Annotated in this window: 14 protein-coding genes and 1 tRNA gene; 1 reads left to right on the forward strand and 14 read right to left on the reverse strand. The window is 41.6% G+C overall.

The window, feature by feature from the left end:
• Window positions 1-244 precede the first annotated feature (244 nt).
• From rpsO to NQT69_RS04115, 7 genes are all read right to left on the reverse strand, one after another.
• Entirely contained in the window at window positions 245-514 is a 270-nt protein-coding gene (gene rpsO / locus NQT69_RS04085; protein WP_016707659.1) for a 30S ribosomal protein S15, read from the reverse strand.
• Window positions 515-621: 107 nt separating this feature from the next.
• Window positions 622-1572: a tRNA pseudouridine(55) synthase TruB gene (gene truB / locus NQT69_RS04090; RefSeq protein ID WP_256826427.1), complete on the reverse strand. Its 951-nt coding sequence runs from the start codon at window positions 1570-1572 to the stop codon at window positions 622-624.
• Complete coding sequence (gene rbfA, locus NQT69_RS04095) at window positions 1572-1979, reverse strand: 30S ribosome-binding factor RbfA (RefSeq protein ID WP_087530718.1); 408 nt, start codon at window positions 1977-1979, stop codon at window positions 1572-1574. Before rbfA ends, truB begins: the two co-directional genes overlap by 1 nt.
• Before the next feature lie 110 nt (window positions 1980-2089).
• Window positions 2090-4747, reverse strand: coding sequence for a translation initiation factor IF-2 (gene infB, locus NQT69_RS04100; protein ID WP_256826428.1), 2658 nt, complete (start codon window positions 4745-4747; stop codon window positions 2090-2092).
• A gap of 25 nt (window positions 4748-4772) precedes the next feature.
• Window positions 4773-6272: a transcription termination factor NusA gene (nusA, locus tag NQT69_RS04105; protein WP_256826429.1), complete on the reverse strand. Its 1500-nt coding sequence runs from the start codon at window positions 6270-6272 to the stop codon at window positions 4773-4775.
• Between the two features lie 38 nt (window positions 6273-6310).
• Complete coding sequence (gene rimP / locus NQT69_RS04110; protein ID WP_058561276.1) at window positions 6311-6766, reverse strand: ribosome maturation factor RimP; 456 nt, start codon at window positions 6764-6766, stop codon at window positions 6311-6313.
• A gap of 345 nt (window positions 6767-7111) precedes the next feature.
• Window positions 7112-7188: transfer RNA gene (locus NQT69_RS04115), tRNA-Met, on the reverse strand.
• 388 nt (window positions 7189-7576) lie between these two features.
• On the opposite strand from NQT69_RS04115, the gene NQT69_RS04120 reads away from it, so the two are divergent.
• Window positions 7577-8041: a globin gene (locus NQT69_RS04120; protein ID WP_256826430.1), complete on the forward strand. Its 465-nt coding sequence runs from the start codon at window positions 7577-7579 to the stop codon at window positions 8039-8041.
• Window positions 8042-8047: 6 nt separating this feature from the next.
• On the opposite strand, the gene NQT69_RS04125 is transcribed toward NQT69_RS04120, so the two are convergent.
• The 7 genes from NQT69_RS04125 to truA form a co-directional block, all read right to left on the reverse strand.
• Window positions 8048-8860, reverse strand: coding sequence for a hypothetical protein (locus tag NQT69_RS04125; RefSeq protein ID WP_256826431.1), 813 nt, complete (start codon window positions 8858-8860; stop codon window positions 8048-8050).
• Window positions 8861-9264: 404 nt separating this feature from the next.
• Window positions 9265-10791 (reverse strand): amidophosphoribosyltransferase, encoded by a 1527-nt coding sequence (gene purF / locus NQT69_RS04130; RefSeq protein WP_256826432.1) that lies wholly within the window; start codon window positions 10789-10791, stop codon window positions 9265-9267.
• An 18-nt stretch (window positions 10792-10809) separates the two neighbouring features.
• Entirely contained in the window at window positions 10810-11304 is a 495-nt protein-coding gene (locus NQT69_RS04135; protein WP_058561253.1) for a CvpA family protein, read from the reverse strand.
• A 61-nt stretch (window positions 11305-11365) separates the two neighbouring features.
• Window positions 11366-12013 carry an SPOR domain-containing protein gene (locus NQT69_RS04140; RefSeq protein WP_256826433.1) on the reverse strand — a complete coding sequence of 216 codons (648 nt, stop codon included), beginning with the start codon at window positions 12011-12013 and terminating at the stop codon, window positions 11366-11368.
• A gap of 11 nt (window positions 12014-12024) precedes the next feature.
• Window positions 12025-13290 carry a bifunctional tetrahydrofolate synthase/dihydrofolate synthase gene (gene folC / locus NQT69_RS04145; protein ID WP_256826434.1) on the reverse strand — a complete coding sequence of 422 codons (1266 nt, stop codon included), beginning with the start codon at window positions 13288-13290 and terminating at the stop codon, window positions 12025-12027.
• Between the two features lie 25 nt (window positions 13291-13315).
• A complete protein-coding gene (accD, locus tag NQT69_RS04150; protein ID WP_256826435.1) occupies window positions 13316-14191 on the reverse strand; it encodes an acetyl-CoA carboxylase, carboxyltransferase subunit beta in 876 nt (291 codons plus the stop codon).
• A 151-nt stretch (window positions 14192-14342) separates the two neighbouring features.
• Window positions 14343-15137 (reverse strand): tRNA pseudouridine(38-40) synthase TruA, encoded by a 795-nt coding sequence (gene truA, locus NQT69_RS04155; protein WP_256826436.1) that lies wholly within the window; start codon window positions 15135-15137, stop codon window positions 14343-14345.
• Window positions 15138-15273 lie beyond the last annotated feature (136 nt).

Raw genomic sequence — 15273 nt, forward strand, 5'->3', positions numbered from 1 at the left:
ATCAATTAAGTACTACAATTGGCAATGATGTAAATAACCGTAGATGAACCTTTTCATCTACGCGCAATAGTATATACCAAAGCGAGCGTAAAATGCGAGTCCACTACCTAGATAATAATGGCCGCGTTAGCTGTATTCAGTTATGGGGGTTTTATACGATTATTCAAGCGGTTTAATTTTTGTTCTAGGGATTTTCAGGCACAAAAAAAGGAGCTATGAAGCTCCTTTTTAGGTAATCTAGTTCTTAGCGACGTAGGCCAAGCTCTTGGATTAACGCAGTATAACGTGCAATGTCTTTACCTTTAAGGTAATCAAGCAGTTTACGACGAGTGCTTACTTTACGAAGCAGACCACGACGTGAGTGGAAGTCATGCTTGTGATCAGCAAAGTGACCTTGAAGCTTGTTGATATCAAAAGTTAAAAGTGCAACTTGTACTTCAGGTGAACCAGTGTCGCCTTCTGCACGTGCGAATTTTGCGATGATATCGATTTTTTCTTGATTGCTTAGTGACATAGTAACTCCAAAAATAAATGTAAAAGGTGTCTTAGCCGATCACTAATTCAGCCAAAACGATTAAGCGGGCGTATTCTACCAGCTTTAGTAATAACTACAAGATAAACTTAGCTTGCGCTCTCTTGTTGATTCGACAAACCGCGTTTAGACTTTAAATGACCATCCGGGTTACGCTCTCCGGTGCCAATAAACACGCCATCTGCCAGCACTTTTATTGGCCCTTCAGGTAAGGTTTTACCCAACACAACAGCTTGACCATGACTAAATGACACGCCCTGCTCTTTAGTTATCTCAACAACAGGTAAATCAACCAGTGCTGTATCCATAGGCAATAGCAGCTCATCAAGATAATTCGAAGGTGCAAGTTCTTCAGCTTTGGCTTTTGCCAATAATGCTTCAAGTTGCTCAAGCGAGACCATTTTATCCGCTGGGTAATGACCAACAGCAGAGCGGTGCAGCATAATAACATGCGCGCCACAGCCTAGGTTTTCACCTAAGTCATCTACAATAGTGCGGATATAAGTACCCTTAGAGACATGGGCGGTCATTTGTACTTCGTTATTCGCTTCATCAAACTCATCAAGTGTTAAACTAAACACATTGATTTTTCGACATTTGCGCGGTACTTCAATGCCTTCACGTGCATATTTATATAAAGGTTTGCCTTCATACTTTAACGCTGAATACATTGAAGGGTACTGATCTGACTCGCCTAAGAATTTGGCAATTTCTTGCTCAAGTAATTCTTTACTGATATTTACATCACGCGTTTGCACCAATTCACCATCAGAATCTGACGTTGTGGTACGTTCACCTAATTTTGCTCGTACCACATAGGTTTTATCTGTATCGAGTAGAAACTGGGTAAACTTGGTCGCTTCACCAAAGCAAATCGGCAACATACCTGTGGCTAAAGGGTCAAGCGCCCCGGTATGCCCAGCTTTTTGCGCAAAATAAATACCTTTTGCCTGCTGTAAGGCTCTGTTCGATGAAATGCCTTGTGGTTTGTTTAACAACAAAATGCCATCAATCGGACGGCCCTTACTGCGTCTTGCCATTAGTCTTTAGTGCCTTCTTCGCTATCGTTTTCGTCATCAACGTGTTTAGCATTATCTTCACGGATAACCGAATCCACTAAGTTAGAAATACGCATCCCTTCCATTAGTGAATTATCAACCACGAATTTAAGTTCAGGCATAATGCGAGCACGAATACGCTTACCTAATAACGAGCGAATATACCCAGTCGCTTCGTTAAGTACTTTGGCACTTTGCTTAGCAGCGTTTTCATCTTCGGTATTAAATACCGTGATAAATACTTTGGCATAAGATAAATCACGTGATACTTCAACGGCTGATACCGTCACCATACCTAAACGAGGATCTTTAATTTCGCGTTGTAATATAACAGCAATTTCTTTTTGAATTTGCTGAGCAACACGATCAGTGCGAGAAAATTCTCTCATTGCTCTTTACTCTAATTTTATAACTTATTGAGAAATATAAATAAGTTAATTTAATAATGGATACACAAATGGGGGCTGAGCCCCCATTTATTATCTTAATATGCTAACAATTAAAGTGAACGTTGTACTTCAACTGTTTCGAATACTTCGATTTGGTCACCAACGCGAACGTCATTGTAGTTCTTAACGCCGATACCACATTCCATGCCATTACGAACATCTTGAACGTCATCTTTAAAGCGACGTAGAGATTCAAGCTCACCTTCATAGATAACCACGTTATCACGAAGTACACGGATAGGAGCACTGCGTTTGATAGTACCTTCAGTAACCATACAACCAGCGATAGCGCCAATTTTTGGAGACTTAAATACGTCACGAACTTCAGCAAGACCAATGATCTCTTGCTTAAACTCAGGAGCAAGCATACCAGACATGGCTTGCTTAACTTCTTCGATTAAGGCATAGATTACGCTGTAATAACGAAGATCTAGGTTTTCAGACTCAATCACTTTACGCGCTGATGCATCAGCACGAACGTTAAAGCCAACTACGATTGCGTTTGATGCTGCAGCAAGTGTCGCATCTGTTTCGGTGATACCACCAACGCCAGAACCTACAATCTTCACTTTTACTTCATCAGTAGAAAGCTTAGTTAGTGAATCTGAAATTGCTTCAATTGAACCTTGAACGTCAGCTTTAAGTACCACGTTAACTTCTGATACATCGCCTTCAGCCATGTTAGTAAACATGTTTTCAAGCTTCGCTTTTTGCTGACGAGCCAATTTAACGTCACGGAATTTACCTTGACGATAAAGAGCAACTTCACGCGCTTTACGCTCATCTTTAACAACAGTCGCTTCATCACCTGCCGCAGGGATACCAGAAAGACCTAAAATCTCTACTGGGATAGATGGACCCGCAGACTTGATGTCTTTACCGTTTTCATCTTTCATTGCACGTACACGACCATATTCAAGGCCACATAGTACGATATCACCTTGGTTAAGCGTACCTGACTGAACAAGAATAGATGCAACTGGACCACGACCTTTATCAAGACGTGATTCGATTACAACACCTGCTGCCATGCCTTCACTTGGTGCAGATAGCTCTAAAAGTTCTGATTGCATAAGCACAGCTTCTAACAAGTCATCAATACCTAAGCCAGTTTTAGCTGAGATATGAACGTACTGCGTATCACCGCCCCAATCTTCAGGGATAACGTCTAGCTGTGCTAGTTCGTTCTTAACGCGATCTGGATCTGCGCCTTCTTTATCCATTTTGTTTACAGCAATGATTAAAGGAACGCCAGCTGCACGAGCATGCTGTACCGCTTCTTTAGTTTGTGGCATTACACCATCATCTGCTGCAACCACTAAGATTACGATATCAGTCGCTTTAGCACCACGTGCACGCATTGATGTAAACGCGGCATGTCCCGGAGTATCTAAAAACGTAATCATGTTGCCGTTAGTTTCAACGTGGTAAGCACCAATGTGCTGCGTGATACCACCAGCTTCACCTGATGCAACTTTCGCTGAACGAATGTAGTCAAGTGTTGATGTTTTACCATGGTCAACGTGACCCATTACAGTAACAACTGGCGCACGTGGCTCTGACTTGCCATCTTCATGACGGTCATTTAGTACTGTTTGCTCTAATTCGTTTTCTTTAACGATGATAACTTTGTGACCCATTTCTTCAGCAACAAGTTGTGCTGTTTCTTGGTCAATCACTTGGTTAATGGTAACCATGTCACCCATTTTCATCATTGTTTTAACAACTTCAGCGCCTTTAACAGCCATGCGCGATGCAAGCTCAGCTACTGTAATTGTTTCGCTAATACGCACTTCATTTTTAACGTCAGCGGTAGGTTTTTGGAAACCATGCTGTAACGACGTTGGTGCTTTTAGCTTGCCTTTACGGCCTTTAGACGCAGCAAATTTATCTTTTGCTGGTGCCTTTTTCTTTTTCTTCGCGCGGCGTGAGCCTTGCTCATCACGTGCATCAGCAACATCTTCTGCTTCACGTGCATAGGTAGAAGTCGTAAGGTGGTGATCCGCGGTTTCTTCGCGTTTCTTACGTTCTTCTTCTTCTTTCTTCCAGCGCGCTGAATTCTCTTCAGCTAGCTTTCTTGCCTCTTCTGCTTGACGTTTCGCTTCTTCTTCAGCTTTCTTCAATGCGGCCTCTTCTGCTTCTTTTTGCAGACGCTCAGCTTCGATGCGATCTTTCTCAGACTTAGCACTTTGCTCAGGGGTCATCTGCTTCTGTTTTGCTGCACGTTCAGCATCTGCTTTACGTTTAGCTTCTTCTTTTGCTTTACGATCAGCCTCTTCTTTGGCTTTTCGCTCTGCATCTTGTTTCGCTTTAAGTTCAGCGGCTTCTTGTGCAGCTTTTTGCTCAGCTTCACGACGTGCTGCTTCTTCAGCGGCTATACGTGCTTGCTCTTGCTCCTGCTCCATTGCGCTCTTCTTAACATAAGTACGTGTTTTACGCACTTCTACTTGCACTGACTTTGCTTGACCTGTAGAGCCAGTCACACTCAGTGTGCTTTTGCTCTTACGTTGCAATGTCATGCGCGCTGGGCCTTCAGAGCCCGTGCCACCATGTGACTTGCTTAAGTGATCAAGTAACTTTGCTTTTTCAGCTTCAGTTACATTATCACCTGCTTTTTTGGTAATACCGGCTTGCGATAGTTGTTGAAGTAGTTTATCAACAGTTGTACCAATATCCCCGGCTAGTTTTTCAACATTTACTTCTGCCATAGTTTCTAATACCTCCGTTAATAAATTACTCGTCTGCGAACCAACAAATGTTACGCGCAGCCATAATTAGTTCACCTGCTTGTTCAGGTGACAGCTCAGTAATATCAACTAATTCGTCGATACCCTGCTCTGCTAAATCTTCAAGCGTTACTACACCTTTACTTGCCATTACAAATGCAAGGTGACGCTCTAATCCTTCAAGTGCTAATAAGTCTTCTGCAGGCTCAGCACCTTCTAGGCTTTCTTCTGTTTTCAATGCTTTCGTTGTTAACGCATCTTTTGCACGTGAACGTAACACATCAACCGTTTCTTCATCTAGGCCATCAATTTCTAAAAATTCTGACGCAGGCACATAAGCCACTTCTTCAAGTGTTGAGAAACCTTCGTTAATAAGTAGCGTTGCAAAGTCATCATCAATGTCTAGGCTTTCTGTGAATAAGTTAATTAACTTATCAGATTCAGCTTCATTCTTCTGACGCATCTCTTCAACAGTCATTACGTTCAATTCCCAACCAGTTAACTGGCTAGCAAGGCGTACGTTCTGACCATTACGACCGATTGCTTGTGCAAGGTTGTCTGCTTCAACAGCGATATCCATTGAATGCGTATCTTCGTCCATCACGATAGACGCCACTTCTGCAGGTGACATTGCATTGATAACAAATTGTGCAGGGTTGTCATCGTAAAGAACGATGTCAACACGCTCACCACCAAGCTCAGTTGATACAGCTTGCACACGTGCGCCACGCATACCAACACACGCACCAACAGGGTCAATACGTTTGTCGTTAGATTTAACAGCTATTTTAGCGCGAGAACCTGGATCACGTGCTGCAGCACGTAACTCAATCATTTCTTCGCCAATCTCTGGCACCTCAATGCGGAATAATTCCATCAGCATTTCAGGCTTAGAACGCGTTACAAATAACTGCGCGCCGCGTGCTTCTGGTTTTACTTCGTAAAGTAAACCACGGATACGGTCACCTGGACGGAAGTTTTCCCGTGGCAGCATATCGTCACGGTAAATAACCGCTTCAGCATTGTTACCTAAGTCAAGCACAATTGCATCGCGTGTTGCTTTTTTAACAACACCCGTTACAAGCTCACCTTGCTGATCTTTATAAGCATCAACAACTAAAGCACGCTCAGCTTCACGTACTTTTTGTACGATTACTTGCTTGGCCATTTGCGTTGTAATACGGTCAAATTTAATTGACTCGATTTGCTCTTCAACAAAGTCACCTAGTTGTAGGCTTTCGTCTTCAACTTGTGCTGCTTCTAATGTAATTTCGCTGTATGGGTTTTCTAGTGAACCATCTTCAAGTACTTCTGCAATTTGCCAACGACGGAATGTGTCGTAGTCACCGGTTTTACGGTCAATTGCTACACGAACTTCGATTTCACCTGTGTGTTTTTTCTTGGTCGCAGTCGCTAATGCGAACTCTAACGCTTCGAAAATCTTTTCTTTTGGAACCGCTTTCTCATTGGAAACGGCTTCAGCAACCAATAATATCTCTTTTGCCATGGGTAATGCCTCGCTTGCCCTATTCCTTCGCACTCGAACTAAAACTTTGCGATGATGTTCGCACGTTCGATGTTACTAAGCATGATCATATGCTCAGCACCATCACTTGATAGTGTGATCATATCACTGCTAACTGATACTAAGTCGCCTTTAAAATTACGACGACCATCTTGTGGAAGTTTAGTACGTACACGTACTTCCTCTCCTTGCGCCTTCTCGTAGTGATCTTGTTTGAATAATGGACGATCAACACCAGGAGACGATACTTCCAAATCATATTCATTTGTAATCGGGTCTTCGACATCTAAGATTGCACTAATTTGACGACTTGCGTCAGCACAATTATCAACCGAAATTCCCGCTTCATGGTCAATATAAACCCTAAGCGTAGAATGGCGACCGGCTTGTACAAACTCAAGACCATGTAATTCAAAGCCTAACATTTCAACAGACGGTGAAAGCATGGTTAGTAAGTCTTGCTCAAGTTTTGTCACGAAAATCCTCCATACAAACAAAAAAAGGGCTTATAGCCCTAAAATACTTAGCTTATTTCTTGGTAACAAAACCAAGTGGTGCAGATACAACAACGCCCCGAACCAAGCGGGGCGTCACACCTAAAGCATAAAACTGTGTGGCCATGGGCCAAGCTTGGCTGCGGGAAGCTAACGCCACCTAAATAAACCTAATAGCTTAAACGCAAAACGCGCATTACTTAGAATGCGCGACTTCAATTCAGTAACAATAAAATCGCTACTCAAAAGTTTGGTTTTAGAATATGACCTTATGCTGCATACCAACATAATAATCTTAAAACATTCTAATGCTAACCAAATAAAGATTGGTTGCGGGAGCCGGATTTGAACCGACGACCTTCGGGTTATGAGCCCGACGAGCTACCAGGCTGCTCCATCCCGCGCCAACTGATATCAAAATTACTTTAAAAGTCGTTTGATACCTATTTAGCAATTACAAAGTAAGCTAAACAATGGCGGCTATTATAAAGGCTCTTGTGTTAATTAGCAACCAAAAAACCCGTAAGAATTCACCTCGCTCAGGGTAAATATAAAAACCTAAATATCCACGAAAAAGTAAAAGTGTCTGAGCTATTAGGGTCATCAACACATGAAAAAGGATTGGATAATTTCATAATTGTAAAGAATTGTGAATGAATAATTATATGCTTAAACAACATCATAATCCTCCTTGCTCTGCCTCAAGCTGCATGAGAACAAGAATCTCCTGAGCATTTTTAGTGTCACACGCTATAATTTTAGTGGTGTATAAAAACGTTTAATGGGAGGGTTATGAAATCTAATACAGAAAATAAAAAACAGTTAATGAAAAGTATTAATATAATCAAACCAAACTTTCATTGTTTTGCGTTTACTTTTCAAATGCAATTGAAGCGGCAACCCTTAATTATGAAGTGCCCTTCAAGCGAAGACTTAAATAAAAACTGTTATCTACTCTACTGTGCTCTAGAGCGAACAATAATGCACATTGATAACTTACGCGCCGTGACGCCGTTTATACAGCATCATGCTAACAATTTAAGTAAACTGGGTTTAAATCACCAAGATGTGAGTTTGTTATGTAGCGCTTTTATAGCAACCTTAAAAATTCACTTAAAACATGATATGACCCCATCACTAGAGCAAAGCTGGCGTTATGCTATACGAGTTTTTAGTAATATTGTAACTAGCTACTTGTTTAACACCAGTAATGTAGTGTCTTTAACAGAATACTGTGAAAAGCAATTGAGTTCGTAGTTTCCCCTATTGCAGCTGCGCCATTTCGTCATGAAGCCTGTCTATTTGGCGCTGCTCAATCTCGATCAATGTATTATACTTCGACGTTAACGCCGTCATTTTTCTTGATAATGAATTATCATACGTGGCATCAGTCAGGTTATCTGGTTGCTCTTTTGCCTGCGCTTCTAACGCTGCTATTTGCTGATTCATCTGAGCTTGATAAGTATCAACTTTTGATTCTCTTTCGGCTATTTCGCGTTTAATAGCCTGTAAGCGAATAAACGAATCTATTTTTTTACTCTCGTTGCTTTGGTCAATATTTGGATCACCTTGTCCCTGACCTTGTAAGCGTAACTTTTCTTTTTGCAGCCTATCTATATCGCGTTGCTCACGCTCAATCTGAACATCATACCTTTGCGTCACGTTAACCATCTGATTCGCAATTGCGGTGTCTTTTTTCGCGCCAGTAAGGTTATTTAATTGTGCATCAGATTGGTTTTTTAAACTGCCAATCTCTTCATTCATATGCGCTGTTAATGTATCAATTTTATCTTGGTGCTGAGCAATTTCTACATCGATCTGTTTAATGCGGATATAGCTATCAATCTGTGTGGTATCCATTTTCCCATGAGTCACAATTTCACTAGGCACACCTGGGTTTTGCTCTTTCACTGTGATTTTTTTGGCGTCTTTGCCACACGGAAACTGACTAAACTCAACCACTCCGCCTTTTTCACATTGATAAACACTTGCAGTGGCAATGTTTACATTCAATAGTGCGAGCGAGCTTATCGCAATAATAAGTAATGGCTGATAACAAGATGGGAAACTTTTCACTGTAATGCAATCCTTTGTTGTTTGTTCTATGTATAGCATGGTTAAAAATAATAATAAATCAGATCGGGTAAACCCGCTCAGCCGTATAAGTTAAATTTGGTCAGTTCAAATGACGTACAAAACCTTATGATTTATTTTTGGCAGTCTAAAATTAATTATTTGAATCACGCAAAGCAACCCTCACAAGAACGCAGTAAGATATTAACAATATCGCAAGTATATTAAGTAAGGTAGCAAAAACACTTAATATTAGCTTCTTTTATATTATCTTTGACAATGAATTTTACATGTAAAATAAATAGGAAGTTTAAGCAGGAAGTTCGTAAATATTGGCCATTTCGATTAGAGGTGCTGTGTTAATGCAGCACCTCTTATATAGCTTCAGAATTAAATCATCACTTAAGTTAATCTGCGCTGTTTTCTTCTTGGTTATGTAATTCTAAGCTTGCTGACATTGCGCTCTCACGCGTTGCTTTAGCTGAGTCATTACGTAGCATATCAATGCGATTTAGATAATCTTGATCGATGCCACCTGTGATGTATTGACCGTCAAATACTGATGTTTCAAAGCGGGTGATTTCTGGGTTTTCTTGGCTTACCGCAGCAATTAAATCATCCAGCGATTGGAAAATTAAACCATCAGAGCCAATACTTGCGTTGATGTCTTCAACTTCACGACCGTGAGCAATTAGCTCAGCGGCTGATGGCATATCAATACCATATACATTCGGGAAGCGAATTTCTGGCGCAGCTGACGCAAAGTAAACATTCTTAGCGCCTGACTCACGGGCCATTTCAACGATTTGTGCTGAAGTAGTACCACGTACGATTGAGTCATCGACCAATAACACATTTTTACCTTTAAACTCGCGGTCAATAGCATTAAGTTTTTGGCGCACTGATTTTTTACGCATCTCTTGCCCTGGCATGATAAACGTACGGCCAATGTAGCGGTTTTTAACAAAACCCTGACGATAAGGTAAGTCAAGAACACGAGCAATCTCAAGTGCAACATCACATGATGTCTCAGGGATAGGGATCACCACATCAATGTCTTTATCAGCCCAGTCACGCGCTATTTTTTCGCCTAACTTGGTGCCCATATTGACACGTGTAGCATAGACCGACATACGGTCGATGTTTGAATCTGGACGAGCAAAATATACAAACTCAAAAATACAAGGCGAATAAGAAGCTTTATCAGCACAGGCTTGAGAGTAAAACTCACCCGCTTCGGTCACATAAATGGCTTCACCTGGTGCTACATCGCGGACAAATTCAAAACCATCTGTTTTTAGTGCCACACTTTCTGAAGCGAACATATACTCTGTGCCGCTTGCTGTTTCACGCTTACCAAATACCAATGGACGAATACCATTTGGATCACGAAATGCAAGCACACCATGGCCAATGACCATAGCAATAGCAGCATAGCCGCCCTGCACTTTGTCGATCACTTCAGTAACCGCGGTGAACACATCTTCAGGGTCAAGCTTTAACTTATCTGCTTTACTTAGCTCATGAGCCATGATGTTAAGTAAAATTTCAGAGTCGGAAGTCGTGTTAACGTGACGGCGTGCTTCAGAGAATAGTTGCTCTTTAAGCTGCTCTGCATTGGTCAAATTACCATTGTGCGCAAGGGCAATACCAAACGGTGAATTAACATAAAAAGGTTGTGCTTCTGACGAGCTAGACGAACCAGCAGTCGGGTAGCGTACGTGGCCAATACCAATAGTACCTTGTAAGCGTTTCATATGACGAGTGTGAAATACATCTTTCACTAAGCCATTTGCTTTACGTAAGCTAAAGGTGTTGTTTTCAATGGTAATGATGCCCGCAGCATCTTGACCACGGTGTTGCAAAACAGTTAAGCCATCATAAATCGCCTGATTAACAGGAGATGTTCCGACTATTCCAACGATACCGCACATGCAATTTTTCCTCGGTGATTAACGGTTGACCGAATTTAAAAAGCTTGAATTGTTTTCGAGGTATGAAAAAAACCACTCAACAACAAAGCCAAATTCTGGGATCAAAATAGAATTACCCCACCAATGCGTGTTTGGCGCACCGGTAAAAGCATCAAGAAAGAAGAGTAACGCGCTCACGACCAACACGCCACGCAGTGCACCAAAGACAATGCCAAAAACACGGTCGGTGCCAGATAAGCCTGTACGTTGTACAAGTTCACCTAAGAGGTAGTTTAACATTCCGCCTAACAATAGCGTCGCAAAGAATAATATGGCTATGGCCGCTGCATTTCTTAAAAGGGGTTCAGAAATACTGGTTAGGAAGGAGGCTAAATATTGATAAAATAAGCTAGAGATGATGAATGCACCAGCCCATACAGCTAAAGACATTGCTTCTTTTATAAAGCCACGAATTAAACCTATGATAGTAGACAGTGCAATAATGCCAAGTATGGCGTAATCAACCCAGATCATAATAACCAACTAGTCGTTAATTTGGGGCGCATTCTATAAGAGGATGACGCTAAATGCCAGATCATTTTGTTACTTCGAATTGTGTAACCTTACCGTTTAATTTTGTAAGTTCTTTTAATTCAGGTAGTTTGCTTTGAAGTTGTGCTTTATCAAGCGATGGACCTACAAAAACTTTGGTTAAAGTGCCATTCGGTGTTTTAACGGGCCGAGTAAATGTTTTAAACCCTTTTGCGGTCAATTTCGCTTGCAGTGATTTAACATTCGCGGCATGAGAAAAGCTTCCCAATTGAATCACATAAGCCATTTTTGTGAGGTTTTCCTCTGGCTTACGTACAGGCTCTGGAGTAGGTTTGGCAACCTCAGGCACAGCTTGAACTTCTGGCTCGGCTGGTTGTGCTGTGACTGTCACCACTTTTTGCTCATCAGCAAATTCAGAGACTGATTCGTCCGCTTTTGAGCTCGCTTCCAGCAAATTGTCATCATTGGTAATGTCTTCTATTACTTCAGCTTTAGGCTGTTCAACATGCGCAACGCTGTCGTCAATGGCCTCTTGTAAGTCAATAGTTTTGAACTCAGGACGTTCAGGAATAGCTTTGAAACCTTCTTTGTAATGTACTTTTTCGCCATCCAATATATTTGGAATAAATATAATAGCTGCAATCACTACAATGCTTGTGCCGACTAAACGATTTATAAAGCCTGAGTTCACCGTATTTCTCTCTATTTTTTCCAATATTTAATTGCTGCTGCAACCGTAAAGAATGAGCCAAAAATAATTAATATTGATTGCTCATCAATAGTTGGCAACACATGACTAAGTGCCTGCTCAACATTGTGATGCTGAGTTTGCGGTGCATTAGCTGCAACATTATCCATTGCTTTGGCTAAGTTTTCTACTGTATCACCACGAAAGCAATCAAGCCCTGCAAGGTGCCACTGATCAACCACAGCGTTAACCTCGCTTAGCACAGCAACTTTATCTTTATCTGCAAGCATAGCGACTAACGCGTGAACTTTAAAGCCTTGATCTCGCAAGTGCTTTAACTTTTGCGTTAAGTAGCGAGCCGATTCAGGGTTATGAGCAACATCGGTATACACTAAAGGTGATGAGCTCAGCTGTTGAAAGCGCCCTTCTACTACTAAATTCGCGAGGCAATCAGTAATAACATCATGCGCAGGTAATAAATCAAGCACAGCAAGGGTTGTCAATGCGGTAGCGGCATTTTGACACGGTATACCCGGCTTTTCGAACTGATAGTTAAGCTCATTAAACTGCCAATTGAAACTCTCGGCTTGCTCTGTAAAAATAAAATCTTGGCCAGATAGGTACATATTAGCCGCAATGTCAGTGCCGTAATCGGTTACCGTGTGAGGTATATTTAAATCCCCAACAATCGCAGGAGTTGCTGCTCTAAATATACCCGCTTTATCGTAGCCGACTAATTCGCGGGTGTCACCTAGGTACTCTTTATGGTCTAAATCGATAGTGGTGATAACACTGGCGTAAGGCGTCACTATATTTGTTGCATCAAATCGGCCACCTAACCCCACTTCAAGCAGCACGTAATCTACTGCATGGCGTTTAAATATAGCAAGCGCACCCAAAGTGCCATATTCAAAATAAGTCAGTGGTGTGTCACCACGGCCTTGTTCAAGCAAATCAAACGCATCAACATGGAACTGATCATCAAGCTCAGCACCGTTTATGCGAACACGTTCGTTGTAATGAATTAAGTGAGGAGAGGCATAAGTGCCGACACTGTGTCCTTGTGCAAGTAACAAAGACTCTAAACAGCGCGCAGTGGTGCCTTTGCCGTTAGTCCCAGCAATAAGGATAATTTTACTAGAGGTGTCTAATAAGCCAATGTTATTGGCGACGTCAGCAACGCGTTCAAGACCCATGGCAATATTTGCAGGGTGAACACTTTCTAAATAACAAAGCCAATCATCAAGGCTTGATGATTGGCTAGGAATGTTTTTTGTCATAGCGTGTAATCAGTTAAGCTGAAATTTACGCTACTCTATGCTCTTGTTCGGTAGAAGGCAAGTTCATAAATTTAGCCAATACACGTGCCAGTGTATCGCGCATCTCACGACGGTCTACAATCATATCGATTGCACCGTGCTCTAGTAAGAATTCACTGCGTTGAAAACCTTCTGGTAAGGTTTCACGTACAGTTTGTTCAATAACGCGCGGCCCCGCAAAACCAATTAATGCTTTTGGCTCTGCTACGTTAATGTCACCTAGCATCGCCAATGATGCAGAAACACCACCCATTGTAGGATCGGTCAATACAGAAATAAACGGCAAGCCTTTTTCGCTCATTTTAGCAAGTGCAGCACTGGTTTTAGCCATTTGCATAAGCGACATAAGCGCTTCTTGCATACGTGCACCACCTGAAGCAGAAAAACAAATAAGTGGCATGTTATGTTCTAAGCATTGATCAACGGCATCAACAAATCGCGCACCGACAACTGATGCCATTGAACCACCCATAAATGAGAACTCAAAAGCAACCGCGGCAACAGGAATACCTTTTAAGCGGCCTTTCATTGCAACTAACGCGTCTTTTTCACCACTGACTTTCTGCGCAGCGGCAATACGGTCTGAATACTTCTTAGAATCTTTAAATTTTAATACATCTTTTGGTTCGTGCTCTGTGCCTAATTCTTGACGATCAGCATCATCTAAGAAATGCTCAAGACGTTTACGCCCACTCACACGCATATGGTGATCGCACTTAGGACATACATTTAATGATTTTTCTAATTCTGCTTTGTATAAAATCGAATCACAATCTGTACATTTAGCCCAAACCCCTTCAGGGATTTCTTTACGGCCAGAAGATTTTGTCGTTTTAGGTAAGATTTTTTCTAACCAACTCATTTGCAACTCTCTTAATGCTGTTCTGTGTCGCTTCCTGCCCGTATCTACAGGCAGACAATTTTTTCAATTAAAACATGAATTACGCGCAGACGGTATAAAAAACTGGTCTTAGTAGTGAGATGACCTTAAGTTTTTCCCCCGTTAAAACCGCTTACCTATCTGAATCGGCTAAAAACAATGGCCCAAGCGGTGTTGTGGGGATTTCAAATTGTGCGGGATAATCCACATCAACTAAATACAAGCCCGCTGCTTTTGCTGTCGCACTGGCTTTGGCACGCTCTTTAAAGTCTAATAATTCTTTTAACCAGCTAGGCTCATGTTTATGAAGCCCTATATCCATTAAACACCCCGTGATATTACGCACCATATGATGTAAAAACGCATTTGCTTTTATATCAATGATTACATAATCCCCTTGGCGCTTAACTGATAAATGATGAATAGTACGATTAGCGGTATTAGCTTGGCAGTGTAATGCTCGGAACGAAGTAAAGTCATGCTCACCGATTAGATACTGACAAGCTTGTTGCATTTTCACTTCATCTAATGGGTGATGAAAGTGCGTCACGCCTTCGTTCATAATGGCGCCGCGGTATGAATAATTGTAGATTACATAACGATAGCGTCTTGCTGTAGCACTAAAACGAGCATGAAAGTCTTCGCTAACAGGTTTAGCAAAACGGATCGCAATGTCTTTAGGTAATAAAGTATTCATACCCATAGTAAATGCAACCATTTCACGTTCTGCGTGGGTATCAAAATGCACGACTTGACCAGTACCATGCACACCTGCATCAGTACGTCCTGCGCACACGATTTCAACTGGGTGATTACAAATACGCGAAAGCGCTGTTTCTACTTCTTGTTGTACACTGTTAACATGTGACTGACGCTGCCAACCACTGTATCGGGCGCCATTGTATTCAACTCCAAGTGCTACTCGCATAATTACTGCTTTACCTACTGTGCTAATGAACGGGGCATTTTATGCTATATAGCAATCTAATAAAAGTCACTCGTACAAATAAGCACGTTATGTATGCTTAAGGCTTAAAATAAAAAAGGGCATAAACTTACGCTCA

Origin of the sequence: Pseudoalteromonas shioyasakiensis (assembly GCF_024518675.1) — a bacterium.
Taxonomy (GTDB): domain Bacteria; phylum Pseudomonadota; class Gammaproteobacteria; order Enterobacterales; family Alteromonadaceae; genus Pseudoalteromonas; species Pseudoalteromonas shioyasakiensis_B.